At 48.2% G+C, this 26455-nt stretch carries 21 protein-coding genes; 12 read left to right on the top strand and 9 right to left on the bottom strand.

From position 1 onward, the window contains the following. Positions 1–8: 8 nt before the first annotated feature. Both I2494_RS08175 and maeB read right to left on the bottom strand, forming a co-directional pair. A complete protein-coding gene (locus tag I2494_RS08175; RefSeq protein ID WP_218467587.1) occupies positions 9–419 on the bottom strand; it encodes an anti-virulence regulator CigR family protein in 411 nt (136 codons plus the stop codon). A gap of 225 nt (positions 420–644) precedes the next feature. Then, the gene (gene maeB, locus I2494_RS08170) at positions 645–2924 is read right to left on the bottom strand and encodes an NADP-dependent oxaloacetate-decarboxylating malate dehydrogenase (protein WP_218467586.1); all 2280 of its coding nucleotides are present in this window, start codon (positions 2922–2924) and stop codon (positions 645–647) included. 527 nt (positions 2925–3451) lie between these two features. Here maeB and I2494_RS08165 point away from each other — a divergent pair. Further along, complete coding sequence (locus tag I2494_RS08165; RefSeq protein WP_140920437.1) at positions 3452–3793, top strand: YegP family protein; 342 nt, start codon at positions 3452–3454, stop codon at positions 3791–3793. A 122-nt stretch (positions 3794–3915) separates the two neighbouring features. Here I2494_RS08165 and I2494_RS08160 read toward each other — a convergent pair whose 3' ends face one another. Together I2494_RS08160 and I2494_RS08155 are read right to left on the bottom strand one after the other, a co-directional pair. After that, a complete protein-coding gene (locus I2494_RS08160; protein ID WP_218467585.1) occupies positions 3916–4461 on the bottom strand; it encodes a GNAT family N-acetyltransferase in 546 nt (181 codons plus the stop codon). A gap of 24 nt (positions 4462–4485) precedes the next feature. Continuing rightward, entirely contained in the window at positions 4486–5940 is a 1455-nt protein-coding gene (locus tag I2494_RS08155; protein ID WP_218467584.1) for an MFS transporter, read from the bottom strand. Between the two features lie 183 nt (positions 5941–6123). On the opposite strand from I2494_RS08155, the gene I2494_RS08150 reads away from it, so the two are divergent. Then, positions 6124–7809, top strand: coding sequence for a molecular chaperone HscC (locus I2494_RS08150; protein WP_218467583.1), 1686 nt, complete (start codon positions 6124–6126; stop codon positions 7807–7809). A gap of 283 nt (positions 7810–8092) precedes the next feature. Here the strand turns inward: I2494_RS08150 and I2494_RS08145 are convergent, their stop codons facing one another. The 4 genes from I2494_RS08145 to I2494_RS08130 form a co-directional block, all read right to left on the bottom strand. After that, positions 8093–9544, bottom strand: a complete 1452-nt coding sequence (locus tag I2494_RS08145) for an NAD-dependent succinate-semialdehyde dehydrogenase (RefSeq protein ID WP_218467582.1) — start codon at positions 9542–9544, stop codon at positions 8093–8095. Positions 9545–9674: 130 nt separating this feature from the next. After that, complete coding sequence (locus I2494_RS08140; protein WP_218467581.1) at positions 9675–10754, bottom strand: tartrate dehydrogenase; 1080 nt, start codon at positions 10752–10754, stop codon at positions 9675–9677. Between the two features lie 51 nt (positions 10755–10805). After that, positions 10806–13529, bottom strand: coding sequence for a DUF805 domain-containing protein (locus tag I2494_RS08135; protein WP_218467580.1), 2724 nt, complete (start codon positions 13527–13529; stop codon positions 10806–10808). After that, positions 13526–14239 carry a DUF1266 domain-containing protein gene (locus I2494_RS08130; RefSeq protein WP_218467579.1) on the bottom strand — a complete coding sequence of 238 codons (714 nt, stop codon included), beginning with the start codon at positions 14237–14239 and terminating at the stop codon, positions 13526–13528. The genes I2494_RS08135 and I2494_RS08130 overlap by 4 nt, the downstream gene beginning before the upstream one ends. Before the next feature lie 268 nt (positions 14240–14507). On the opposite strand from I2494_RS08130, the gene I2494_RS08125 reads away from it, so the two are divergent. Continuing rightward, on the top strand, positions 14508–15761 hold the full coding sequence (locus tag I2494_RS08125) for an MFS transporter (RefSeq protein ID WP_218467578.1): 1254 nt from the start codon (positions 14508–14510) through the stop codon (positions 15759–15761). Positions 15762–16111: 350 nt separating this feature from the next. After that, positions 16112–16639, top strand: a complete 528-nt coding sequence (locus I2494_RS08120; RefSeq protein WP_218467577.1) for a GNAT family N-acetyltransferase — start codon at positions 16112–16114, stop codon at positions 16637–16639. A 28-nt stretch (positions 16640–16667) separates the two neighbouring features. Here I2494_RS08120 and I2494_RS08115 read toward each other — a convergent pair whose 3' ends face one another. Continuing rightward, a complete protein-coding gene (locus I2494_RS08115) occupies positions 16668–17630 on the bottom strand; it encodes a threonine/serine dehydratase (RefSeq protein ID WP_218467576.1) in 963 nt (320 codons plus the stop codon). 405 nt (positions 17631–18035) lie between these two features. Here I2494_RS08115 and I2494_RS08110 point away from each other — a divergent pair, with 405 nt between their 5' ends. The 8 genes from I2494_RS08110 (at position 18036) to I2494_RS08075 (ending at position 26349) form a co-directional block, all read left to right on the top strand. Continuing rightward, positions 18036–18734 carry a FadR/GntR family transcriptional regulator gene (locus I2494_RS08110; RefSeq protein ID WP_218467575.1) on the top strand — a complete coding sequence of 233 codons (699 nt, stop codon included), beginning with the start codon at positions 18036–18038 and terminating at the stop codon, positions 18732–18734. After that, positions 18731–19636, top strand: a complete 906-nt coding sequence (locus I2494_RS08105; RefSeq protein WP_218467574.1) for a 2-dehydro-3-deoxygalactonokinase — start codon at positions 18731–18733, stop codon at positions 19634–19636. The genes I2494_RS08110 and I2494_RS08105 overlap by 4 nt, the downstream gene beginning before the upstream one ends. Next, entirely contained in the window at positions 19620–20237 is a 618-nt protein-coding gene (locus I2494_RS08100; protein WP_218467573.1) for a 2-dehydro-3-deoxy-6-phosphogalactonate aldolase, read from the top strand. The genes I2494_RS08105 and I2494_RS08100 overlap by 17 nt, the downstream gene beginning before the upstream one ends. Continuing rightward, complete coding sequence (gene dgoD / locus I2494_RS08095) at positions 20234–21382, top strand: galactonate dehydratase (protein ID WP_218467572.1); 1149 nt, start codon at positions 20234–20236, stop codon at positions 21380–21382. Before I2494_RS08100 ends, dgoD begins: the two co-directional genes overlap by 4 nt. Before the next feature lie 210 nt (positions 21383–21592). Beyond that, positions 21593–22894, top strand: coding sequence for an MFS transporter (locus I2494_RS08090; protein ID WP_218467571.1), 1302 nt, complete (start codon positions 21593–21595; stop codon positions 22892–22894). 390 nt (positions 22895–23284) lie between these two features. Then, positions 23285–24574 carry a DUF3748 domain-containing protein gene (locus I2494_RS08085; RefSeq protein ID WP_218467570.1) on the top strand — a complete coding sequence of 430 codons (1290 nt, stop codon included), beginning with the start codon at positions 23285–23287 and terminating at the stop codon, positions 24572–24574. Between the two features lie 134 nt (positions 24575–24708). Next, positions 24709–25155, top strand: a complete 447-nt coding sequence (gene lysM, locus I2494_RS08080) for a peptidoglycan-binding protein LysM (protein ID WP_218467569.1) — start codon at positions 24709–24711, stop codon at positions 25153–25155. Between the two features lie 471 nt (positions 25156–25626). Next, positions 25627–26349, top strand: coding sequence for a carbonic anhydrase (locus I2494_RS08075; RefSeq protein WP_218467568.1), 723 nt, complete (start codon positions 25627–25629; stop codon positions 26347–26349). Positions 26350–26455 lie beyond the last annotated feature (106 nt).

Below are 26455 nucleotides of genomic sequence, written 5' to 3'. Positions count from 1 at the left end.
AACAGCGACTAATTAAAGACACCTTGCAAAATCGTGTTCACTATCAAAGTCGTTGCCGCAACCAGCACCAAATCATCACCCACCGCATACCATTCATAGCCAGGGTAGTGTGGCAGACCATTTAGCATGGTCACCGGTACCATTTTTTTAGCAATACCCGGAGGCAGCGGTTTACCCCGTGCTAAATTTTTAGCAATACCCGGTGGCAGAGGCTTATAGCCAACAATGCCATAGTTAACTGCCATTCCTCGCGCCTGATCGAACGTAATGGTTACGCTGACATTATCGTGGTCATCATGCCCGTTTCCTTTATTTTTATTACCTTTACCATTGCCACCGGGATCGGCATTTACCGGTGTCGTTCCCAACACCAAGGGTATTAACGCGGCAAAGATGATTGCAGTGAATTTTTTGCTCATGTGTGAAGCCTTATCTGAATGATTTACTGTCTGAATTAATAGTAGCAGCGATTAAGCAGGGCTTCCGTCAGCATAGATGAGCCAACGGTAAAAGAAGTGATAATGGTTGTAACGGTAGATGAGATCGGATGAGGCAATAAATATAAAGCCCGAAAACAAGGTGTTTTCGGGCTTTCAGTTTAAGGCAAACGGGCAAACGCGGCCAGAACGACCGCGTTCTATCAACTACAGCAACTGAGTTTGAGCTTCAGCCGCCGCCAGCGCTACCATATTCACGATACGTCTGACGGAAGCGATCGGCGTCAGAATATGTACCGGTTTGGAAATACCCATCAGCACTGGGCCCACGGTCACACCTTCCGAAGAGGAAACGCGCAGCAGGTTATAGCTGATACGAGCCGATTCCATATTTGGCATAATCAGGATGTTTGCCGCGCCTTTCAGCGGACTGTCCGGCATCACGTCGTTACGGATACTCTCTACCAGAGCAGCATCGCCGTGCATTTCGCCATCAATTTCCAGTTCCGGAGCGGCCAGTTTCACCAGCTCCAGCACCCGGCGCATTTTACGGGCGCTTGGACTATCTGAAGTGCCAAAACTGGAGTGGGACAGCAGCGCGACTTTAGGCTCGATGCCAAAGCGACGTACGGTCTCCGCTGCCATCAGTGTGATTTCTGCCAGCTGTTCCGGCGTTGGATCATCATTCACATAGGTATCAGCAATAAAGGTATTGCCGCTTGGCAGAATAATCGCGTTCATGGCACAGGCAGTATTCACCCCGTCACGATAACCAAATACTCCTTTCAGCACCTCATAATGCTCATGATAGCTGCCGATAGTGCCGCAAATCAGGCCGTCAGCTTCACCACGTTGCACCATAATGGTACCAATCAGGGTTGGGTTACCTATTAATGTACGCTGTGCCTGCTCGCGGGAAACGCCTTTACGCTTCATCAACTGATAGTACTCATTCCAGTACTCGTTGAAACGCGGATCGGATTCGTTATTTACAATCTCAAAGTCTTTACCCGCAACGATTTGCAGACCCAATTTCTTGATGCGCATTTCAATCACGCTTGGGCGACCGATCAGAATCGGATAGGCCAGCCCCTGAGAAACGATGTCCTGAGTGGCGTGCAGTACGCGTTCTTCTTCCCCTTCAGCCATCACAATTCGTTTCAGCTGTTTCTTCGCCTGAGAGAAGATTGGCTTCATAAACAGATTGGTTTTATAGATAAACTGAGTCAGATGTTCAACGTAAGCATCCATATCGGTAATTGGACGTTCGGCAACACCGGAGTCCATTGCTGCCTGCGCTACGGCCGGCGCAATTTTTACAATCAGACGCGGGTCAAATGGTTTTGGAATCAAGTATTCAGGCCCAAAAGAGAGTTCCTGATCGCCATAAGCAGAGGACACCACATCGCTCTGCTCTGCCAGCGCCAGATCGGCGATGGCACGTACTGCCGCCAGTTTCATCTCTTCGTTGATTACCGTGGCGCCAACATCCAGCGCACCACGGAACAGGAATGGGAAACACAGAACGTTGTTTACCTGATTCGGGTAGTCCGAACGGCCGGTACAGACGATAGCATCCGGACGTACCGCTTTCGCCAGCGGTGGCAGAATTTCTGGTTCAGGGTTAGCCAGCGCCAGAATCAATGGATTCTTCGCCATGCCTTTCACCATATCCTGTGTTAACACGCCAGGGCCCGAACAGCCAAGGAAGATATCCGCACCGTCAATGACCTCGGCCAGACTGCGTTTACCGCTGTCTACTACCGCGTAAAGCGCTTTATTCTCTTCCATATTCTCATCGCGGCCCTGATAGATAACGCCGCGTGAGTCACAAACGGTAATGTTCTTTTTGTCCATACCCAGCGCAACCAGCAGGTTCAGACAGGCGATGGCCGCTGCACCGGCACCGGATACCACCAGCGTAACCTCACCAATCTTTTTATCCACCACCCGCAGGCCGTTTAATACTGCGGAAGCACAGATAATGGCAGTACCATGCTGATCGTCGTGGAACACAGGAATTTTCATGCGTTTGCGCAGTGCTTTTTCGATCTGGAAGCACTCGGGTGCTTTAATATCTTCCAGGTTGATGCCACCAAAAGTTGGCTCCAGAGAAGCGATAATCTCAATCAGCTTATCCGGATCGGATTCGTCAACTTCAATATCGAATACGTCAATACCGGCGAACTTTTTGAACAGTACGCCTTTACCTTCCATAACGGGTTTTCCGGCCAGAGCACCGATATTGCCCAGACCAAGTACGGCTGTGCCGTTAGAGATTACCGCTACCAGATTGCCACGGGCTGTATATTTGTAGGATGCCTGAGGGTCGGCGGCAATTTCTAAGCAGGGCGCAGCAACGCCCGGCGAGTAGGCCAGTGCTAAATCACGCTGGGTAGCCAGCGGTTTGGTTGGCGTTATTTTAATTTTTCCTGGTACAGGAAACTGGTGGAAATCAAGAGCGCTTTGTTTTAATTGTTCGTCCATTATCGTGTCCTTTTCAGGGTGGTACAGGGCGACGCCGTGATACCCCGGAATAGATATAGGGTAATTATTAAAGACTAATGAGATGCAGCATCGTTATTGTTGGTCTTTCACTATAACTGTTTCTTTACGTACTTATTCATTATAAAGCACAGTTAGACAGCAATCTTAACATTAAATTAATAATTGACCACGCAAACATCAGTGGTGTTATCGCTTATTGTGACAGGGAATAACTATTGAGCCTTTCCCCCACACGTCTGAATTATTAATTGGCCCTTAACCGGCTAAATTGTCATCACTGAATGATTATTTGTCATAAATATCATATGGTTGAAAAATTTAATTATTTTTCTTTTCGTATTGCATACCAGAGCTAATACCATCAACTATGCTTACTGTGTATCGGTTAGAAAGAGCGTCCTTCTGTTTTAGTTGGCGTTGACTCTTTTTAAGGAACTTATCCGATCGCAGCATGAGGAGATGTAGTCGCTATCAATAAGATGGATTAACTAAAAGGTGAGTCGACAATGAGTGCAAAATTTGAAATTTTTCTAAGTAAAAACAACGAATTCTATTTCCGCTTAAAAGCAGGAAATGGGCAGATCATTCTGGGTAGTGAAGGTTATACCACCAAAGCTAACTGCCAGAATGGTATCAAGTCAGTGAAAACCCACTCTCAGGACAGCAAATATTTTGAAAAGAAAGTGACCTCTAATGACAAGTTCTCTTTCAATTTAAAAGCATCTAACGGTCAGGTTATTGGTACCAGCCAGACGTATACCTCTGAGCAGTCACGGGATGCCGGTATTGCTTCTGTGACGAATAATGCACCTGATGCAACCGTAGTAGATTTAACTGTAGAAGCCTGATTGCTTCTGCCAACAGGATTTTTACACCCTGTAGTGCTTCGTCCGTTAGTGCCTTACATGGCTAACGGACTTTTTTCTTTATTGCACCAGCTTCAATAAGCTATTGAGAACTGATGTAATAGCTATGGTCTTGCTGCCAGGCGATACAGGCAGTGTTGCAGTAGCGGGTGGTCTTTAGCCAGTGCCGGATGATCAAAGTAGTCTGGCGATAACGACATTCCCAACCTTTCCATTACCGCTCTGGAGCGCTGATTGGTTATGGTAGTAAAGGCAACAATCTCTGGTAAATCAAGCTGTTCAAAACCCACTTGCAGTGCGCGTTTTGCTGCTTCAGTGGCATATCCTTTCCCCCAAAAATCTTTTGCCAGTCGCCAGCCAATTTCCACACAGGGGGAAAAGGGAAGTTCATAGGTTGGAATATTCAGGCCGACAAAGCCAATAAATTGACCGGTAGCTTTTAACTCAACTGCCCATAAACCCCATCCACGTTCAGCAATTAGCGACTGGCAGCGATCGGCCATGGTATCGCTGGTGGCTTTATCCAGAGTAGAAGGGAAAAACGCCATTACCTGAGAGTCAGCATTAAGAGCGGCAAAGGGCGCGCGATCTTCAGTACGCCACTGCCGCAATCGCAGGCGTTCGGTTTCAGGTTCAATTAGTTTGGTCATCAGATACCTTTATTAAATATTTAGCTATACCAGCGTGTAGGCCTTCTCTAACCCGTCATCTTTGTCGTCCTTATCCTGTTTATCATCCTGTTCATGATGTTCACGAATGATAATAACAGGGGGCTCGATATCCTCATCGACAACAGCCGAAGCCGTCTCTGTTGAGTCATCCACTGGACTATCCGTCTCCACCATCTCCTGCTGATTAATGATCTCTGGCGCTGGCATGCTGTCCTGAATCATCTGTTCATCAAAGCTGGGGTTAAGAGCAGGAGAAAGCGGAGAACTCATCAGGCTGTCCGGCATAGCAATATGTGGTAATGGGGCATCTTCCACAAAATGCACTTCCTGCTTTTTCGCAGTACGACTCAGCAGTACCAACACCAGGCTACATAACGCAAAGAAAGCATACAGAATATTACCCCCCAACGGTTGCATCAGAGCACCAACAATCAGAGGCCCGATACTGGCACCTACACCAAATGACATCAGTAAACAGGCCGCCAGAGAGACCCGGCGCTCTGATTCAATCAGGTCATTGGCCAGAGCTACGACTAATGGATAGAGGGTAAATTGCAGCATGCCCACCACAAACCCAATTCCCAGTAAAAGCGTAAAAGAGATATGGGTCAGTATAGCTAATGGTAGTGCGGCCAATGCCAGCAACAGAGCAATAATTCGTAATAAAACTAATCGATTATAACGATCGGAAAGCCAGCTAAAAGGTAATTGAGCAATCAGGCCGGCACAAATAGAAATCGCCATAAACATCCCCGTCTGTTGAGTGGAAAGGGATTGCAGGCTGGTATAAACCGGAGCCAGACCGTAAAAAGAGCCCACCACCATGCCGATCACCACAATAGAGGCCAGTACTTTGGGAATGGAGCCAATAAAATAACGCAACTCCATGGGCGCCGGTGAAATCTGTTGCACGTGGCTACGGGTGGTCAGAGCAATAGGTACCAGACAAAGTGAGAAACACAGGGCAATAATCAGCAGGGTTTGAATGCCTAAATCAGGCTGCATAATTAACACAATCTGCCCTAATGCGGTTCCCAGATAAGAGGCGGCCATATAAAAGCCAAATACTACGCCACGTTGGTTAGGTTCAGCCTGATCGTTAAACCAGCTTTCCAGCACCATATACTGACACATCAGGCACAGGCCAATAATCAGCCTCAAAACGACCCATACCATCAGGATCTCGGTGATACCGTGCATCAATACCGCTGCAGTAATAATACCGGCACAGGCCACATAGGTTCGGATATGCCCCACCCGAATAATCAATGAGTAACCGACCTTCCCACCAATCACCAGACCAATATAGTTTGCGGCAATAATCGCCCCAATAAAGGCACCGCTAACGCTGGTTGATGCTAATCGAAGGGAGATATAGGTGGTCAACAGCCCGGAACCCAACAACATAATCATGGTTGTGGTATACAGGGGGAAAAACACGCCAAGGGCTTTTCTCACGGATCCTCCGGTGGAGTTTTTTTAACCAGCATCCGATGGTAACAAAATATACCCGGAAGAAATAGTGACGGACGGTTTTAGTACGGGATCGATCTGAATGACATAAAGCGTCCTCAGACGTTTGATTGATCGCTTTTCCCCCGATATGATGCAGCACTAAGGAATTGGAACGAGGTGAAAGTCATGAATGGAGAGCAGGCATCTGTACCGGCAATCGGTATTGATTTAGGGACAACCAACAGTCTTATTAGCGTTTGGCAAGATGGCAAAGCTCATCTTATTCCCAATGCGCTGGGGGAATTCCTGACCCCTTCCGCCATCAGCGTTGATGAGGATGACTCTATTCTGATTGGTCGGGCGGCATTGTCTCGCCTGACTACTCACCCGACGAAAACCGCTTCACTGTTCAAACGCTATATGGGTAGCAATCGCCAGTACAAACTGGGTGATAAGACTTTCACAGCGCCTGAACTTTCCGCACTGGTACTCAAATCCCTTAAAGCTGATGCTGAGGCTTGGTTGGGTCAATCGATTACCGATGTAGTTATCTCCGTTCCTGCCTATTTTAGCGATGAGCAGCGCAAACAAACCCGTTTTGCTGCGGAGCTGGCGGGACTAAATGCAGTGCGTTTAATCAATGAACCGACCGCAGCAGCCATGGCCTATGGCCTGCATACTCAGGAATTTGGTCGTACGCTGGTGTTTGATCTGGGGGGCGGAACCTTTGACGTTACCGTACTGGAATATGCACTGCCTCTGATTGAAGTTCACTCTTCTGCCGGTGATAACTACCTTGGTGGGGAAGATTTTACTCACGCACTGGTGAAAGCCTGCCTGAAAGAGTGGAAGCTGGACGAAAGTACCATTACACCGGAAGCGATGGCTCGCCTCAATGACAGTGCCGAAGAGATCAAATGCGGCCTGAATAATCAGGAAAGTGTGCTGAATTGGCACTGGCAGGATAAGGAATGGCGCTATAGCCTTGACGATCAACAGGCTGAAAAGCTGTGGTTACCATTGCTAAACCGCCTGCGTGCTCCCATTGAACAGGCGCTGAGCGATGCTCGCTTACAACCGAGTCAATTGGATAATCTGGTGCTGGTGGGTGGTGCTTCCCGCCTGAGCGTTATCCAGCGCATGGTTGTACGACTGTTTGGCAAAATGCCCCATCAGCATCTGGATCCCAGCACCATTGTGGCATTAGGTGCAGCAGTGCAGGCCGCCTGTCGCTTGCGTAATGAAGATATTGACGAAGTTATCCTGACGGATGTTTGTCCGTACACGCTGGGAATCGCCACCAGTAACGATAAAACATCGGGGATCTTCTCTCCGATTATTGAACGTAATACCGTGGTACCCACCTCCCGGGTTGAAACCTTTTATACCAATCACCCGGAACAAAAATTTATTCGGGTAGCGGTCTATCAGGGGGAAAGCCCTCGGGTAGATAACAATATTCTGGTAGAGTCGTTCGAAGTTCCGGTCGAACCCAACGGCCGTATTCAATCGCTGGATATCCGCTTTAGTTACGATATCAATGGACTGCTGGAAGTGGATGTCAACATGCTGGAAACCGGCAGCACCCACTCCAAAGTTATCGACCACAGCCCAATAGGATTGAGCGATAGCCAAAAACAGGCCAGCCACGACCGACTTAAAGCGCTGAAAATCCACCCGCGAGACGCCATTCCAAACCGCGCACTATTGGCACGTCTTGAACGCGCCTGGTCCCAATCCCTTGGCGACCAGCGCATGCAAATTGGTATCTGGCTACAAGAGTTCGACCAAACCCTGGCCGAGCACAAAGAAGAACTGATCACTCAGGTACGAGAAAGACTCATCGACTACCTGAACTCGATGAAGTTGTAATGTCTATTTAGTTGAATTAATTACGACAATATTTGATGGGTTTTACCTGTTAATAAAGCCAATCGGAGGGAGAGGGTGCCGTGGGGGGCGACTTGGCGCAAGCGCTGACTCGTCAGGGTGAAACACCGCAAGGTGTTTCATAACTGCCCGTAGGCAGCCCAGGCCCGACGCTCTCCAGACTTAAGTACAGGTACCTTCCGGCCGGGCACAAAGTCAATATAAGCACAATGCCATTACGGCCGGAACATCCACCGTTGTCCATTTCAACAAAACCTCAACAGCACTACAATCCCCCCTGACACATATACTTCAACTCCAGATAATCATCGATCCCATACTCAGAGCCTTCACGCCCCAGTCCTGACTGTTTCACACCGCCAAACGGAGCTACTTCATTCGACAACAAACCGGTATTAATACCGACCATACCGTACTCCAACGCCTCGCTGACGCGCCAGATACGGGCACTGTCTTTACTATAGAAATAGGCAGCCAACCCATAAATAGTGTTATTGGCCAGACGGATCGCCTCTTTTTCATCATCAAAAATCACTAATGGCGCAACCGGGCCAAAGATTTCTTCCTCCAGTAACTTTGCACTCTCAGGAACATCACCCAATACGATTGGATTAACAAAGTTACCGCCCAGTGGATGAGCCTTGTCGCCGGTCAGCACTTTGGCACCGTGGGAAACGGCGTCATCAACCAGCGATTGTACTTTGTCCACGGCTTTCTGATTAATCATCGGGCCGATATTAATCCCTTCATCCAACCCGTTACCCACCTTCAGTTCATTCACTTTGCGAGTGAGCTGCTCAGCAAAGGTAGAATAGATATCGCGGTGGATATAAAAACGGTTAGCGCAAACGCAAGTCTGTCCGGCATTACGGTATTTGGCCGCAATAGCACCTTCGACAGCGGCAGGAATATCTGCATCGTCAAAAACGATAAAAGGCGCATTGCCTCCCAATTCCAGTGATACTTTCTTAATCGTCTCAGCACTTTGTCGCATCAACAGACGACCCACTTCGGTGGAGCCGGTAAAGGTCAGCTTACGGATATCCGGATGAGCCGTGAGTACGCCGCCAATCGGGCCAGAGCGCCCGGTTACCACATTAAATACCCCGGCAGGAATACCCGCACGTCGTGCCAGTTCCGCCATCGCCAGAGCCGAATAAGGTGTTTCGCTGGCAGGCCTTAACACCATGGTACAACCTGCAGCCAGCGCCGGTGCTGCTTTACGGGTGATCATTGCCGCCGGAAAGTTCCACGGTGTAATTGCAGCGCAAACGCCGATGGGTTGTTTTATCACCATCAGGCGCTTATCCGCTGTTGGAGATGGAATCACGTCACCATTGGTTCGTTTACACTGTTCGGCAAACCATTCGATAAAGGAAGCGGCATAACGAATTTCGCCTTCGGCTTCGGCCAATGGCTTGCCCTGTTCACGGGTCATGATCATCGCTAAGTCTTTACGGTTCTCGATCATTAAATCGAACCATTTACGCAGCAGTATTGAGCGTTGCTGAGCCGGTAACGCTTTCCAGCCGTTCAACGCCAAACGAGCCGCATCGACGGCAACCAGCGTATCGTTTTCATTCATATCGGGCACCTGGCCCAAACGTTGACCGGTAGCGGGGTCGAATACCTCGAGATGGTTTTTACTGCCGGCATCCAGCCAGATACCGTTGATAAATGCCTGCTGTTTAAACAACGTTGGATCATTAAGTTTCATCAGATTGACCTCCGGAAATAGGTTTCAGGGTAGTCTTTAAGGATAGACCATCGAATACGGGCTATTTGTGATGGGCTATCGACATCCGGATAAATACCGAATGCCGATAGTGGCTAACTGTCAGATTTAACTACAGTCGTTCAGCAATCGCTTTGCCGACTTCCTGGGTTGAGGCACTACCGCCCATATCGCGGGTTTTGGGGCCCTGAGCGATAGCCTGTTCAATGGCGTGTAGAATGCCATCATGAGCCTGTTGATAGCGATTATCCCCTTCACCCAGAAAGCTCAGCATCATGGCGCCGGTCCAGATCATGGCAATCGGATTAGCAATATTCTGGCCGTAAATATCAGGGGCAGAACCGTGTACCGGTTCAAACATCGACGGGAAGTTACGTTCCGGATTGATATTGGCAGACGGCGCGATGCCAATGGTGCCGGCACAGGCAGGGCCAAGGTCTGACAAAATATCGCCAAACAGGTTAGAGGCCACCACCACATCAAAACGTTCCGGGTTAAGCACGAAGCGGGCACAAAGAATATCAATATGCTGCTTGTCCCAGGCAATTTGCGGATAGTTTTCTGCCATTAAAGCCAGACGTTCATCCCAGTAAGGCATGCTGATAGCCATACCGTTAGATTTTGTGGCCGAAGTCAGTTTTTTGCGTGGGCGAGTCTGAGCCAGTTCAAAAGCATACTTCAGGATGCGATCAACGCCGTGGCGGGAGAAGATAGACTCCTGTACCACAAACTCTCTGTCGGTGCCTTCAAACATGCGGCCACCAAGGGAAGAGTATTCACCCTCGGTATTTTCCCTCACCACATAAAAATCGATATCGCCGGGCTTTTTATTGGCTAATGGACAGGGCACCCCCGGAAACAGACGTACCGGACGCAGGTTGACGTACTGGTCAAATTCACGGCGAAACTTAAGCAATGAGCCCCACAGGGAGATATGGTCAGGCACTTTGTCCGGCCAGCCAACGGCACCAAAATAGATGGCGTCAAACGACTGGAGTTGTTTAAACCAGTCGGCCGGCATCATGCTGCCGTGCTCAAGATAGTAATCACAGCTAGCCCAGTCGAAAGTATGAAACTCCAGGTTGAGATCCCAACGTCGGGCAGCGGCTTCCAGCACGCGACCCCCTTCTGGTAATACTTCTTTGCCGATACCGTCGCCGGGAATGGCGGCAATTCTGTAAGTCTTATTCATCAGGGGCCTCTCTTGTGTGATTAAATTAACTCAATGGGCATCTTGCCTGTTCTATGGTTGATTAAACCATCCATTAGCCGGTGGCCCGGCTTTATTGGCAAAAGGAACACCCGGAGCCAGTAACAGGTAAATGATGCTTAAGGTCATGGTGATAGGAAAAATCGCGGAGACTACCGCCATGATGATGATGGCCGTATTACTCAAGTTCAGGTCATTGGCCCGTCTGATCATGGCGCCAAGGCTGCTGACCAGAAATAAGGCCACCAAAACTAATGGGCCTACGGCACTGTCTGACATCTTGATCAGGATGACACCGATAATACAGCTCAACAGTGCACCCAACAGCAACTGGGCGGCAAAGCCGGTGCGGTTAAGACGAGATTTAAAGCGCCAGAACTCCCAGAATTTACTGGGCTGTTGGCTGGCTTCCACAGGATTTCTACCGCGATAACGGGATTCCTGTAATAACAGTTTGGCCACCAGACGCAAGGTAATATCTTCATTGGGGTTTTGCTGACAATCCCATAGTGATTTTTGGCTGTCTTCAGAGAGAACCCGATGAGGATTGCGGCGCATATTCAGCGTTTCGCTAATCAGCTCTTTCAGCCGGGGATTACGCACTTCATTGATTTGCCCATAAGAGGTTGCGTTAAGCAATGCGCTTCTTAGCGCCTGTTCCGCCTCATTGTTGAGCTGCATTTCTTCTATCAACGTAGTGAAACGTTTTTCCCGACCATTGAGGCCAAACCAGGCGCAAGCGGCATAGAATACTATTTGATTGATATTCGAGGATTTTTCAATACGTCCTCGCCATTCCAGACTGCTGATATAAAAATGGTCGATAGAATAAGAGCGAGTGGTTTGTTGGTTTTCCAGATAGTTTTCCGGCGTGATCGGCAGTCGCGTCCATGAATGGTGCTGAAGAATTTGGCTCAGCGTGAGCCTATCCCGATATTGCTCAACGATATTCTCCTGCTGTATATCCAGGTTGTTAATCAACTGGCAGAATTCATACAGCGGATGCTGCTCTTGTGGTGTTATATTTTTCGCCTGTACCAGCATCGGTAATGATTCTGCCGGTCTTTCCAGCAACAGAACCAGCGCATAGCACTGGCGACACCATTGCCAGTAATCCTGATCGTTGACCGGTTCCGGCAGTGATGCACTGTTATTCAGGGCGATAAAGCTGATCCAATCCGTGATGGTTTCCAGATTGTTGCCAAAAGTTTCACTGTTGGCTAAGCGTTCTAATTGTTCATTGGCCATCCAGCGCCGTTGCAGTAACCAATGAAGGCACTGTAAATGTGCTTCAGAGTCGCGCTGTGCCAGTTCTGCCGGTAGTGCTTCCGGTTGCGGAGCATACAGCCAATGGGTAAAGGCTTGAATAACCGTAGATGTTTTCAGCCAGTCTAAACGTTGCTGAGCCTGTAGTTTAAATCGGCTCAGGATCAGGTCGTCCAGCGGATTGCCACTTTCCGGTTCATCAATAATTTGCTGTAGCAGGGTTTCATTTCCCAACCGCAGCATGCTGGCGTGGCGATAGAGATGCACCACCGGATCGCTGCCATCATCCAGAATCAGATGGCGAATCATGGTAATGGGTGTCTCTTTATGCAGCCGCCAGTTAGCAAAGTCCTGAGCTATTAGCGGCATCGGGCTTTGTAGTACCTCTCCCCATCGCAGCAAGGTTTTGGTGGTTTGGGTTGGGGTAATATAACGTTGTTCCGGTGCATCGATGGCTACGCCTTCGGCGGAGAGATATTGTGCATTATCCAGAGCCTGAATCAGCAGCGGCGTACGTTCTGGTGCATGATTAACGCACCAGGTTAATAGCCAGGCTTCTGCCGTGGCATGGCGCTCGGCTTGATACAGGCGGATCCAAAATGGCAGTGCTCTATCATCATGGCCGGACATAGAACATTGAGAAGCATATAAATAGAGCCAGTCGCTATTCTCCGGATCTTTGCTCAGCTGTTGCAGGCAATAGTCGCTGAGATGTTCAGAACCAATTCCCGCCAGTGTGTACCAGCGGCATCGCAGTTCCATCACCTCCGGAGAATCAGGCCAGTAGATCACCATCGGCTGCATCAGATACTCTCGCAACATCCAGGCAGGCCGTTCCCAAAACAGAAAATTGATCGAGTTGATATGCTCTACGCTGGCATTCTGTGCTGCCAGCGGCAGCCCCGTAAGCAGGGTCATATCAAAGATATCGCCTTTGGCAATATAGTCGAGATAGTCGTCCAGATGCTCGACGCTCTCACCTTTCAGCTCGGTGATTCGCTGTTTCCAACGCATACGCTCTGCCAGAATCTGCACGCAGTCTCTGGAGACATAGCTGGTGTTATACAGCATCATCAGCAGTTGCCAGCGTAGCTGGTTAGTCACCTCGATGGAGTGACTATCAATTTTCTGGATGTACTGATGCCAGGCATCCGGCTGATAGCGCTGATTAGCATCGTTTAACAGGGTTTCGAGATCCGCAGTTAACTGGTCAATGGCCTGTTGCTCAGGATGCTGTTCCTTCGCCTCTGGTTCTTGCTCTTGTTCCGCCTCAATCAGGGGTTGGATTGGTGCATCATTCAGGGCAGAGATCGGCCGGAATTCTGACTGAATCCCTTTTTTAGCCTGCTCATAAGCCTGACGCAGATTTTGGAAACCTTGTGGGTCGCTCTCCGGATGATACTCAGGTAGTTTTTTACGGTAAGCGTTACGGATAATCTCCTGATCGTCCGTGGGCTCAATGCCTAATATTTCCCAACAGCTTAGATTCATGACCAGTCAACCTCCTGTAGTGACTGAGGTTTTTCCATCTCCAGCTCGGCCGGATCCATTTCCCATATAAGATGCTGATAAGGGCTATTGGACTCGGTAAACAGATACCGGGAAATGGTCATATTCGAATCCAGCGTACCTTTACTGTTCAGCGCGTAGCGTTTGAGTTCCGGCAGCTCTTCACTGATGGAGAGCCAGAAGGTTCTGCCAATCAGAAATCCGGATGCGTACTCTTGCCAACTGGCGTAGTAGTGGCGGGCGCGCTGGGCGATACGACAGTGAAACCACAAACTCTCTTGTTCTGTAATCCACTGGTTCAATACGCCAATACGGCACAAGAAGCTCATTCGGCACAGATCCCAGGCACGGATGCCGCCTGAGCCGCACATGAGAGCGGTATCGGCCACAAACTCCAGCAATACCTGACGCGACTCTTCCTGATGTGCTGAATAATCCCGCCAACGGTTTGGTGTTAGCTGGTGCCATAAATAGTAAGGATAGGAGAGTTCGTCAGCATGACCGTGGTCGATCATGCGGGTGACGGTATCGAATAATGATTCTCTGGATTCTATGTCCCAGCTCTCTTTTAAATCCAGCGAGGAGTCATTTGGGTAGAAGTTCGGCGCGGTGTAAGACGCCCCGTATTCAATGTTTAGTGCGACTATTGGGGCCGACAGGGCGTATAGCCAGTGTTGATATTGTTGGTCCATCAATAAGCTCAACGGGGAAAAAAATAGTTATTCAGGATACTACTACAGAAAGAAAACGCCTTCAAAGATGGAAAAATGTGTTGTGAGACAACTCAGATGCTGTTATCACATTGTTTCTGGAAAAACTGCAACTACACATTGTGATATGCCAAAAGGATATCCGGAAGTGTGCCTTTGTTTATCAATCGGCGGGTTGAGACAAATTGTTCTATGCTTCATCCGCTCTGATATTTTCTGCCTGTTATAACAGGCGCTGAAACTCTACTTTATGAGGATAACTCAGGTGTCACAAGCGACGACTTCACAAAAAACGCTGGTTCAAAAAGGGGTGTCTAAACATAAGCTGTTGACGATTGCCGGTCTGGGGTGGATGTTCGATGCTTTGGACGTCGGGCTGTTGTCGTTTTTATTGGCAGCGTTAAAACAAGACTGGGGACTAACGGCTCAACAAATGGGCTGGATTGGCAGCATTAACTCTATCGGCATGGCGGTAGGAGCGTTTGTATTTGGCGTGATGGCGGATCGTACCGGACGAAAATCGGCATTTATTGTCACATTGCTGTTGTTTAGTGTTGGCAGTGGGCTGACTGCTCTGGTATCTACGCTGGCGGCATTACTGGTGCTGCGTTTTATTATTGGTATGGGGCTGGGTGGCGAACTGCCGGTAGCCTCAACGCTGGTATCTGAAAGCGTTGAATCACACGAACGCGGGCGCATTGTGGTACTGCTGGAGAGCTTCTGGGCGTTTGGTTGGCTGGCGGCGGCGCTGATTGCTTACTTTATCATTCCAAGCTACGGCTGGCGTGTGGCGATGTTAATCAGTGCGTTACCTGCGTTCTATGCCATTTATTTGCGCTGGAATCTGCCGGACTCACCGCGCTTTAAGCGGGCAGAAACCAAAGAGGCCAAGCCTTCAATTATCAGCAATATCACAGCGGTTTGGTCCAGTGATTATCGTAAAGCCACGCTGATGCTGTGGATTCTGTGGTTCTGCGTGGTGTTTTCTTACTATGGTATGTTCCTGTGGCTGCCGAGTGTCGTGATGCTGAAGGGCTTTAGTTTGGTGAAAAGCTTCCAGTATGTGTTGATTATGACGCTGGCCCAACTTCCGGGTTACTTTACCGCCGCATGGCTCATCGAGCGCTACGGGCGTAAGTTTGTACTGGCAACTTATCTGACCGGAACCGCGATTTCAGCCTATTTCTTTGGGGCTTCTGATACCGTTGCTCAACTGTTGATTTTTGGCATGCTATTGTCATTCTTCAATCTGGGTGCATGGGGAGCGTTATACGCCTATACACCGGAACAATATCCAACCGCGATCCGCGGCACGGGTGCCGGAATGGCTGCTTCCATTGGTCGGGTTGGTGGTATTCTGGGGCCACTAATGGTCGGTTATCTGGTGGCAATGAACAGTTCGATTACGCTGATTTTTAGTCTGTTCTGTGCGTCGATAATGGTGGCGGTAGTGGCGGTTATTTGGTTAGGGAAAGAGACTAAGCAGATGGATTTGATACCATAACGATCTGTTTAGCTCTTGAGTAATTTCGGCCGCTAATGATGTAGCGTTTAGTTCAACTATCGTGAGGCGGCCGAGCAGGGGGCGTTGGGGCGAACGTCCCCTGCACCCCCGCGCCTTCGCACCCGAATCCAGGTCGCCTGTGGCGACTTCCCTCCGCCTTCACTCGGGCTTACGCACCGGCACTGATTCGCTCCCAGCGAAGCAGTGCCTCGCCCAACATCCCTGTTGGGCGTGCTACCCTCTTTCAGTTGTCGGCTGAATTCCAGTGCTCTTTGAGGTCAAAAGCTTAAGAGAGAAGGTCAAGGGCTTTAAGGGCAACGGCGGGAATGCATTTTGTTGAAAGGATTTATATGACTGGTGAAATAACTAATTATTCGATTGGTTTGGCTGTTGCGGCCGATATCCCATTAATTGCCCCGATCGAGGCTGCTGCTGCGTCGATTTTTCCTGAATCCGTTTTGCCAATACCACAGCGGCAGGAGACGATTTCTGTTGATTTATTGCAGCAGGCTCAGGCAGAGAAACGATTATGGGTGGCGCAGCAGGATGGCCAGCCGGTTGGTTTTATTCTGGCAGATCGGGTTGAGGAGTGGGGCTGGATTCAGGAGGTATGTGTCCATCCTGATGCGGGCAGGCGAGGTATTGGTAAACAGTTGATTAGGCAAGTGATTGAATGGTCACGTCAGCAGCAGTGCCAATATGTCGGACTGACGACGTTTCGTGATGTGGTCTGGAATGGCCCTTTTTATCAACGTATAGGTTTTATGGCATTTGACTCATTGCCCGTCCCTGAGTTTCTACAGCAGGCTCTAGCCGGTGAGCGGGAATGGAGCCGCTTTTATCGGATGGCGATGTATTATCCCCTGAATCCGCAGTGAAACGGTTCAGAGGATAGAGGTTGAGGTATTATTCTCCGCTCACTGCATTAATGTACTTTTCCAGTACGATATTTTTACCGCACAGTACCACGGCGATTTTCTTACCCTGAAATTCAGGTGCCAGCCGTAGTGCAGTTGCAAGCGCTACGCCAGCGGCACCTTCAATCATCCAACGGTCGGTGCGGGCGACCAGACGCATTGCATCGCGGATCTCTTGCTCACTCACTAATTCGCAACGATCGATGACCTGTTGGCAAACAGGAAAGGTAATAGCGCCAGGCTCTACGCCGCCAGCGGTGCCATCAGACAGCGTTTCCTGCTCTTCCACTTCGATAATTTTTCCGGCCTTCAGGCTGGCGTACATGCTGGGCGCATTGGCTGGCCAGCAGCCGATAATGTGAGTTTTAGGGGATAACTGTTTGAGAGCAGTACCAATACCCGATATCAAACCGCCGCCACCAACGGCAATAAATACCGCATCCAAATCGTCTATCTGTTCTGCTATTTCTATGCCAGCTGTACCCTGACCGGCAATAATGTATTTGTCGTTATAAGGAGAGACAAAGGGTTTCCCCTGTAATCCGGCTTGTCTTGATGCTTCAAGCTCTGCCGCCAGCGCGTCCCCTTCAACCAGTTCAATATCAGCCCCAAATGCACGGATAGCATCCAGCTTAACCTGTGCCGCTGTTGCGGGAGCATATACGGTAACGGCTACGCCCGCTTTCCGAGCCGCCAGCGCTAATGCCTGACCATGATTACCTGTTGAAGCGGTGATCACACCGCTCTGGCGCGCGGTTTCATTCAGTAAATGTATCTTATTTGCCGCTCCCCGAAACTTGAATGACCCCGTATGCTGCAGGTGCTCACACTTCAGATAGATTTGGCAGCCGCTGATTAATGATAGCAACGGGCTGTAGTCCAGCGGTGTGGTTCTGACCTGGGGACGAATTGCCATATGGGCTTCAGTGATTAATGGATAGAGGGAATTCATACCGGCTCCTTTAGGTTAGCAAACTTATTTTTATCCTCTGGTTGATGAGTTGTCGAGGGACAAGTTAACCAGTAAATAAAAAATGATCGGAAATGATGAGGTTAAAAACTGTAAGAGAGGGTGAGTTTCAGGCAGGGCTGTTATTTTTTCAGCGCTGAATAACCTTTTCTGGCATTCAAATAATTTCCTTCCAGAAATGGATTGTACGTTTTGCGATCCAGATCGTAGTACAATTTAAATAAATTGAATTACAATCCTTTCGTCGTAGTAGAAATACTCGCCATTTTTAACATCGTGTACAAGACAGGTGAGGGTCAGACAGATAAAGTTGGTAACAGTCAAAACTGATGCCGAAGCAGCACAGTTTTCAGTACAACAACGACACTTATCACTCCGGAGTTATTGATGCCACAGTCTGAAATGAGCAAAACCGATCGCATTATTATCGAGCTGGGTAAGCAGATCGTACACGGTAAATATATTCCCGGTTCTGCGTTACCGGCAGAAACCGATCTTTGTGAAGAATTTAATACTTCACGCAACATTATTCGTGAGGTGCTGCGCGCACTGGCAGCAAAGCGTTTAGTTGAAGTGCAGCGTTATCGCGGAGCCTTTGTCACTTTCCGCAATCAGTGGAGTTATCTCGACAGTGACGTTTTGCAGTGGATTCTTGAGCATGATTACGACCCCCGGTTGATCGCCTCAATGAATGAAGTACGTCATTTAGTCGAGCCGAGTATGGCGCGTTGGGCAGCAGAGCGCGCAACCCCTACAGAATTGGTACAGATTGAAAGTGCGCTGAATGACATGATTGTTCACAGTCAGGATCGTGAAGCGTTTAACCAGGCGGATATTCGTTTTCACCAGGCTATTTTGGTGGCGACCCATAATCCAATATTACAGCAGTTGGGTGTTGCGATTAGTTCGCTACAACATGCGGTGTTTGAGCGTACCTATATGCCGGATGAAGACAATATGCCTCGCACATTGCGGGAACATAAGGACTTGTACGATGCGATTCGTCATCAGGATATTGATGCCGCAGAGAAGGCCGCTCTGGCGATGATTGCCAGTTCCACCCAGCGTTTGAAGGAGTCTACATGATTGAGCAATTTATCGGCGTTGATTGGGGATCAACCAATCTGAGAGCCTGGTTATTTGATGGCGATCTTTGCGTCGATACGCTGCGTTCTGAGCGGGGCGTTACCCGTTTTGACGGGCAGCCGCCGGAAGCGATTTTTCATCAGCTGTTTGATAACTGGCTGGCTCAGTATCCTGACGGGATCCCTGTAGTCATGGCCGGCATGATTGGCAGCAACGCTGGATGGATTCCTACTCCTTATCAAATGTGTCCGGCAAATTTAAGTCAGATCTCTCATCACTTAATGCCGGTAACTCAGCTAGCGCCAATGCGCGCCTGGATTGTGCCGGGTCTTGCCATCAATCAGGATGGCAACTGTAACGTTATGCGCGGTGAAGAGACCCAGTTAGTGGGTGCTCATGCACAAAAACCAGCCGCCTATTACGTGATGCCCGGTACCCATTGCAAATGGGTACAAATGGATGGCGATACGGTAGCCGATTTTCGGACGGTGATGACCGGTGAACTACATCATTTGTTGATTAATCATTCTCTGGTGGGTGCCGGTATTGGTGTGCAGCGGGAATCGCAGCAGGCATTCAGACAGGGTATGGAAGTTGGTTTTAATGAAACTCATATTATCCGCCGCCTGTTTGAAACCCGGGCGGCTCATGTTCTTGGTCAGTTAGATCCTTCCGTGGTTCAGGAGTGGCTATCCGGATTGCTTATCGGTAATGAAGTGGCGCAAATGCAACAGCAATATGCCGATGTGAATCAGCGTGGCGTCACGATTATTGGTAACCAGAGTTTAACCAGTCGCTATCGTGAAGCGTTGGCTTTAGCCGGTATTCCACATCAGGCCATTGATGGAGATGATGCCTTTAAATCCGGTATAAGGAGTCTGGTTTATGAGCTGGAAAACTAATTTTCCGCTAATTGCTATTTTACGTGGTATTCAGCCCCAGGAGGTGGAGTCCCACGTTTCCGCCCTGATTGAGTCTGGTTTTGATGCTATTGAAATTCCACTGAATTCACCGCAGTGGGAGGTCAGTATTCCGAAGATGGTTGAGCAGTTTGGTTCTCAGGCGCTGATTGGTGCGGGTACCGTCTTAACGGTTGCTAATGTCGAGCGTTTAGCGTCGATGGGCTGCCAAATGATTGTGACACCAAACACCAATCCGGCGGTTATCCGACGCGCCGTAGAGTTTGGTATGACGGTATGTGCTGGCTGTGCCACGGCAACAGAGGCGTTTACCGCACTGGACGCCGGTGCTCAAACGCTAAAAATATTTCCTTCTTCATCTTTTGGCCCTGACTACATTAAAGCGCTCAAAGCCGTTTTACCGCCAGAAGTACCGGTGTTTGCGGTGGGTGGCGTGACGCCAGAAAACCTCCACCAGTATAGGCGGGCGGGTTGTGTTGGCGCAGGGCTGGGAAGCGATCTGTATCGTGCCGGTCAGTCACCTGAACAGACCCGCCAGCAGGCGCAACGTTTTGTTAAAGCCTATAAGGAAGTGCAGTTATGAAAATTACTAAACTCACCACTTACCGTTTAGCCCCGCGCTGGATGTTTCTTAAAGTAGAAACCGATGAAGGCGTGACTGGCTGGGGGGAACCGGTGATCGAAGGTCGTGCTCGCAGTGTTGAAGCAGCGGTACATGAACTGTCAGAGATGATTATCGGTCAGGATCCTGCCCGCATAAATGATATCTGGCAAACCCTGTATCGCGGTGGTTTTTATCGCGGTGGCCCTATTCTGATGAGTGCTATCTCCGGTATCGATCAGGCATTGTGGGATATCAAAGGCAAAGTGTTAGGGGTTCCGGTTTACCAACTGCTGGGTGGACTGGTGCGCGATAAAATTAAAGCCTATAGCTGGGTAGGTGGCGATCGCCCATCTGATGTGATTTCCGGTATTAATAAACTGAAAAATATCGGTTTCGATACCTTTAAGCTGAATGGCTGTGAAGAGATGGGAATCATTGATAATTCACGTAAAGTGGATGAAGCGGTAGCGGTAGTGGCTGAAATTCGTGAAGCCTTTGGTAATAGTATTGAGTTTGGTCTGGATTTCCATGGTCGCGTTGATGCGCCAATGGCAAAAATTCTGATTAAAGAGCTGGAGCCTTATCGTCCGCTATTTATTGAAGAACCGGTACTGGCAGAGCAGGCAGAATATTATGTTCGTCTGGCAGCTCAGACTCATATTCCTATTGCAGCCGGTGAACGAATGTTCTCCCGTTTTGATTTTAAACGTGTGCTGGCCGATGGTGGCCTGGGCATCGTTCAACCCGATCTTTCCCACGCTGGTGGTATCACCGAGTGTTATAAAATTGCCGCAATGGCGGAATCTTACGATGTGGCGTTTGCTCCGCATTGTCCTCTGGGGCCGATTGCGTTGGCATCCTGCCTGCATATTGATTTTGTCGCACGTAATGCCGTACTTCAGGAACAGAGCATGGGTATTCACTATAACCAAGGCGCAGAGCTACTGGATTATGTACTGAATAAAGAAGACTTCTCGATGGAAGATGGTCATTTCTATCCACCAACCAAACCAGGGTTAGGCGTGGAGATAAATGAAGAGTTAGTGATTGAACGCAGTAAGCAAGCTCCTGACTGGCGTAACCCGATTTGGCGTTATCCGGATGGCGCTGTTGCCGAGTGGTAATAATGGCATTGTGAAAGCATCGCGTTTATTTAAAACGTAATTAACCGGTCAGTTTAATTATTAAAGCAATAAAAAGGCGTAAATACCCGCCGGGGTTCCCTTACGCCTTAATCTGACCGGATCTGTTTTGATTACGTTGATAAATAAGGCAATAGAGCAATTTTTATTATTTTCCGGCAGTATAAAAACAATTAAACAGGATACTCTACAATGGATAAAACAATCGATTCGGTAGAGGTAATAAAGCCCACCAAGCGTCGCTATATTACCTTATTGATGATTTTTGTGACGGTGGTGATTTGCTATGTCGACAGGGCAAATCTGGCCGTGGCATCTGCCAAAATTCAACAGGAGTTTGGCATCACCAAAACGGAGATGGGATATATTTTCTCCGCCTTCGCCTGGACTTATACTGCCTGCCAAATTCCGGGTGGTTGGTTTTTAGATCGGGTTGGTTCCAAACTTACTTACTTTATTGCCATCATGGGCTGGTCAGTCGCTACCTTCTTGCAGGGGTTTGCCGGTGGATTAGCCTCGTTGATTGGTTTGCGGGCTGTGACCGGTCTGTTTGAAGCCCCGGCGTTCCCGGTAAATAACCGGGTAGTCACCAGTTGGTTCCCTGAACAGGAACGTACCGGTGCTGTAGGCTTCTATACTTCAGGGCAGTTTGTTGGTCTGGCATTTTTAACGCCGATGCTGATTTGGGTTCAGGAAATTCCAAGCTGGCATTGGGTGTTCTTTATTACTGGTGCGATCGGGATTGTCTGGGCACTGATTTGGCATTTTAATTACCAAAACCCAAGAAAAAGCAAAGGAATAAACCGTGCAGAGCTTGAGTATATCGAGCAAGGCGGCGGTATGGTTGATGGCGATGCTCTGATTGAGAAAAAAGAAAAAGTGCCATTTACCCGCGCGGACTGGAAACTGATTTTTCATCGTAAATTGATTGGTGTCTATTTAGGTCAGTTTGCCATTACGTCCATGCTGTGGTTCTTCCTGACCTGGTTCCCTAACTATTTGACTCAGGAAAAAGGCATTGCCGCGTTAACCGCCGGTTTTATGACGACGGTACCTTTTCTGGCCGCTTTCCTCGGGGTGTTACTTTCTGGTCAGTTGGCCGATAAATTAACCCGTAGTGGTAAATCCATTGGTTTTGCCCGTAAGACTCCGATTATCTGCGGTTTGTTGCTCTCTTCCTGCATTATGGGAGCTAACTACACTAACGATCCGATTTGGATTATGGTGCTGATGGCGGTGGCATTTTTTGGTAATGGTTTTGCGTCAATTACCTGGTCGCTGGTTTCATCACTGGCTCCGGTGCGCCTGATTGGTTTAACCGGTGGGGTATTTAACTTTATCGGCGGTTTGGGTGGCATTACTGTGCCGTTGGTAGTGGGTTATCTGGCTCAACACTATGGTTTCGCTCCTTCGCTTATCTATATTTCCGTTGTGGCGGTGATTGGTGCGTTCTCGTATATTTTGTTGGTTGGAGAAGTTAAGCGGATAGCCTGATTTGCCGGGGCTATGACTGATGGGTCGTAGCCCCTAAACACGGTGTTATTACGGTCGGGATATTGGCAGGTGCTGATTTATTAGATTTGTCAGCCATCTGAGTTCGTTCGTGACGACGTTCCTCTGCAACCCTCTCTCCGCTGTCGTCTGAATTCCACTACTCATCAGGAAGGTTATAGCCGCTCTGGTATCAGCGGATCTTTTATCTCATCTCTCCTTGCTGTAACTCTAATTCCCTCCTATATCTATTTAACATCATTATGTTATTAATTTTCTTAATGAGTGACGAAATAGCGATAACGGTGGAATTTTTTATAACCTTTCAGTGACAGTTGAAAATTTATCTTGCAACATAAAGATTCGTACAGGCGACAAGGTAGGAGCACATCGATGCGTGAAACAGAAAAACAAATTACCTATACGCCCTGCAACCACCAGTTAACTAACGTTAACGTATGGACACCGGACAGTCAGTGGTTGATTTATGATGTCCGGCCCGATGGTTCGTCGTTTACCGGCGAGACTATCGAACGGGTGAATATTAATAGCTGCGAAGTTGAAATTGTTTATCAGGCAGAGCCGCAAAGCTATGTTGGCGTGGTGACTGCCAGCCCGGTTGAACCGGTGCGCTATGCCTTTATCCACAGTCCGGAGCAGCCGGATGAACAGTGGCACTATGACTTTCATCACCGTCGCGGTGTGATAGTGACTGAACCAGACCGAAAGCATGCGGTTACGCTGGATGCATTAGATATTACCCCTCCTTTTACCAGCGGAGCGCTACGCGGCGGTTCCCACGTTCACGTTTTTAGCCCGGATGGTAGTCGGCTGAGCTTCACCTATAACGATCATGTGATGCATGAGAAAGGGTCACAGTTTGATCAGCGCAATATTGGTGTTGCGGTGCCGCTGCATTCCGTTCATGTGGAAAAACAACACGTTCGGGAATATGACGGTAGTCATTTCTGTGTTTTGGTGAGTTCAACAGTATTGGTTCCCGAAGCAGGTAGTGATGAAATCAGCCGGGCTTATGAAGAGGGATGGGTAGGAAACGAAGGTTATATTACCCCACAAGGAACGATTCAACGCTGGGCGCTGGCATTTATTGGTGATACCCGGGCAGAGGATGGTAGCAAACTGTCAGAAGTTTTTATTGTTGATTTACCTGAGCATTTGGAAGATTACGCCAAACCCGGTGAGTACCCACTAACCGGAACCATGACGCTGATGCCAGCACCTCCGGCAAGTGTAAGTCAGCGTCGTTTGACCTATACCGGAGATCGACGTTTTCCGGGAGTTGTCTCTTCGCCACGTCACTGGATTCGCAGTTCTCCTGATGGCAGCAAAATCGCGTTCCTGATGAAAGACGATTTCGATGTGGTTCAGGTTTGGCTGGTCTCTCCGCAGGGCGGCGAACTAAAACAGGTGACCGATGGTGGTTACGGGGTGGATTCTGCATTTAGCTGGAGTCCGGACGGGCGTAGTCTGGCCTTTGTTATGGATGGCAGCATCGTGTTGTGTGATGTTAACAGCGGGGTTGTGAAGCGGTTAACCGAGAAGAATGCAAACCACCTTTGTGCTGATGCGGTGGTGTTTTCACCTAATGGTGAATATATTGCTTACATGCGAAAAGTAGACGGTTTTTCTCAATTATTTATTACTGGCACTGAACCGGATTAACACAAAATTAGTGTGTGGGCGGTTCGTGGGATATACTATAAACAGCGCTTATCTCTCGCTGACGAGGTGGTTCACCACGGGTTTAGTCGGAAATAAGTGGTGTCTAAACATTTTAACTGTTGTTGGAGAATATAATGGGAATGTTATTCAATTTTGTTAAGGAAGCAGGCGAAAAGCTTTGGGATAGTGTCTCTAGCAAACCAGAAGATAAAGCAGCAAAACTGAAGGCGCACTTAGATAAAATGGGTCTGCCTGGTTCTGATAAAGTTGATATTAAAGTAGAAGACGACACCGTTATTGTTGGTGGCGAAGCTGCAGATCAGGAGCTGAAAGAGAAACTGATGGTTATTCTGGGTAACGTTGCGTCTATCGGTAACGTTCAGGATCAAGTTTCTGTTGCTCAACCTTCAGAAGAAGGTAACTTCTATACCGTTCAGAAAGGCGATACTCTGGGGGCTATTGCTAAGTCTCAGTATGGTGATGCCAACAAATACCAGAAGATTTTTGAAGCTAACAAACCAATGTTAAGCCATCCGGATAAGATCTATCCAGGACAAGTTCTGCGTATTCCTAAATTATAATTAGTTATTAATTAACTGATTTAAAAGCCCCTGAACTTTAATAGGTTCGGGGGCTTTTTTATTTATTATCATTTTCTTTTTTATATTTGGTTATGCTGTTGAAATTAATTCTTATTTAATTTTAGTACTAAATAGAATAAACAAGATAAGTTTCAGATTCATATTTTAATTTCCTCCATTTTATTGAACATTAATAACGGCCTTTTGAAGGAGTTACATTATTTTTCATTGAGTTAATGAAAATGATACCTGTGTGTTATTTTTTTTCATATCAATGGGTTACATATTATTACACTTTGCATCGGGTTAATTACAGCTCGGTTGATTCAAGTTGTTTTAATCGAATATATAATTATCGAACACGGGAACTTATTTTTCCGCTGCATCCAGGGATGTTAGCAATATTGTATTCGATTGATACTTGTCATATCCCTCTAATATTGTTCTGGTTAATCTTTAAAAGGAAATAATGTGAAAACGTTTATCGCCGTTTGTGGTCTGGCATTGTCTTTTAGTGCGCTTGCATCCCCTCATTGGGAATATAGCGGCGAAGCAGGGCCGGAACATTGGGCTGAATTAGCACCAGAATTTGCTGCCTGCCACGCTCAAAATCAGTCACCGGTTAACCTGACCGGTACCGTTAAATCCGATCTGAAGCCTTTCCATATTACTTATGCTGCGGGCGCAGAAAATATGGTGAATAATGGCCATACATTACAAGTCAATTATGCCGCAGGTAGCAAAATTGATGTCGATGGTATGCCATTTGAACTGAAACAGTTCCATTTCCATACCCCGGGTGAAAACCAAATCGAAGGTAAATCTTTCCCTATGGAGATTCACTTTGTTCATGCTAACAGTAAGGGTGAACTGACAGTGTTAGCCGTTATGGTGAAAGAGGGTAAAGCTAACCCAACGCTGGCTAAACTGTGGAAAGAGATGCCTAAGACGGGTGAAACGGTGACCTATGATCAAAAGATCAATGCCAAAGATTTACTGCCAGCTAACTTGCACTACTATCGCTTTAGCGGTTCTCTGACTACACCTCCTTGTACTGAAGGGGTTCGTTGGTTAGTGCTGAAAAATCAGATCACTGCCAGCCATGAACAAATTCAGGCGTTTACTGCGCTGATGGGACACCCAAACAACCGTCCGGTTCAGCCAATCAATGCTCGTGAAGTTCTGAAAGACTAAGAAAACTGCGTCCTGCCGGCGTTAATTCTGATTGATTAACGCTGGCTGGATTATTGGATTTTCTCCTGCCAAATTGCTCAAAAAATTATCTATTTCAATTCAGTTG

The sequence above is a fragment of the Limnobaculum allomyrinae genome, assembly GCF_016649425.1.
Taxonomy (GTDB): domain Bacteria; phylum Pseudomonadota; class Gammaproteobacteria; order Enterobacterales; family Enterobacteriaceae; genus Limnobaculum; species Limnobaculum allomyrinae.
The sequence above is the reverse complement of the archived record's forward strand: the minus strand, read 5'-3'. Positions and strand labels throughout refer to the sequence as shown.

Coding starts and splice junctions, on each gene's coding strand:
- I2494_RS08175 (WP_218467587.1), bottom strand. CDS start 419: ATGAGCAAAAAATTCACTGCAATCATCTTTGCCGCGTTAATACCCTTG.
- maeB (WP_218467586.1), bottom strand. CDS start 2,924: ATGGACGAACAATTAAAACAAAGCGCTCTTGATTTCCACCAGTTTCCT.
- I2494_RS08165 (WP_140920437.1), top strand. CDS start 3,452: ATGAGTGCAAAATTTGAAATTTTTCTAAGTAAAAACAACGAATTCTAT.
- I2494_RS08160 (WP_218467585.1), bottom strand. CDS start 4,461: ATGACCAAACTAATTGAACCTGAAACCGAACGCCTGCGATTGCGGCAG.
- I2494_RS08150 (WP_218467583.1), top strand. CDS start 6,124: ATGAATGGAGAGCAGGCATCTGTACCGGCAATCGGTATTGATTTAGGG.
- I2494_RS08145 (WP_218467582.1), bottom strand. CDS start 9,544: ATGAAACTTAATGATCCAACGTTGTTTAAACAGCAGGCATTTATCAAC.
- I2494_RS08140 (WP_218467581.1), bottom strand. CDS start 10,754: ATGAATAAGACTTACAGAATTGCCGCCATTCCCGGCGACGGTATCGGC.
- I2494_RS08135 (WP_218467580.1), bottom strand. CDS start 13,529: ATGAATCTAAGCTGTTGGGAAATATTAGGCATTGAGCCCACGGACGAT.
- I2494_RS08130 (WP_218467579.1), bottom strand. CDS start 14,239: ATGGACCAACAATATCAACACTGGCTATACGCCCTGTCGGCCCCAATA.
- I2494_RS08125 (WP_218467578.1), top strand. CDS start 14,508: ATGAGGATAACTCAGGTGTCACAAGCGACGACTTCACAAAAAACGCTG.
- I2494_RS08120 (WP_218467577.1), top strand. CDS start 16,112: ATGACTGGTGAAATAACTAATTATTCGATTGGTTTGGCTGTTGCGGCC.
- I2494_RS08115 (WP_218467576.1), bottom strand. CDS start 17,630: ATGAATTCCCTCTATCCATTAATCACTGAAGCCCATATGGCAATTCGT.
- I2494_RS08110 (WP_218467575.1), top strand. CDS start 18,036: ATGCCACAGTCTGAAATGAGCAAAACCGATCGCATTATTATCGAGCTG.
- I2494_RS08105 (WP_218467574.1), top strand. CDS start 18,731: ATGATTGAGCAATTTATCGGCGTTGATTGGGGATCAACCAATCTGAGA.
- I2494_RS08100 (WP_218467573.1), top strand. CDS start 19,620: ATGAGCTGGAAAACTAATTTTCCGCTAATTGCTATTTTACGTGGTATT.
- dgoD (WP_218467572.1), top strand. CDS start 20,234: ATGAAAATTACTAAACTCACCACTTACCGTTTAGCCCCGCGCTGGATG.
- I2494_RS08090 (WP_218467571.1), top strand. CDS start 21,593: ATGGATAAAACAATCGATTCGGTAGAGGTAATAAAGCCCACCAAGCGT.
- I2494_RS08085 (WP_218467570.1), top strand. CDS start 23,285: ATGCGTGAAACAGAAAAACAAATTACCTATACGCCCTGCAACCACCAG.
- lysM (WP_218467569.1), top strand. CDS start 24,709: ATGGGAATGTTATTCAATTTTGTTAAGGAAGCAGGCGAAAAGCTTTGG.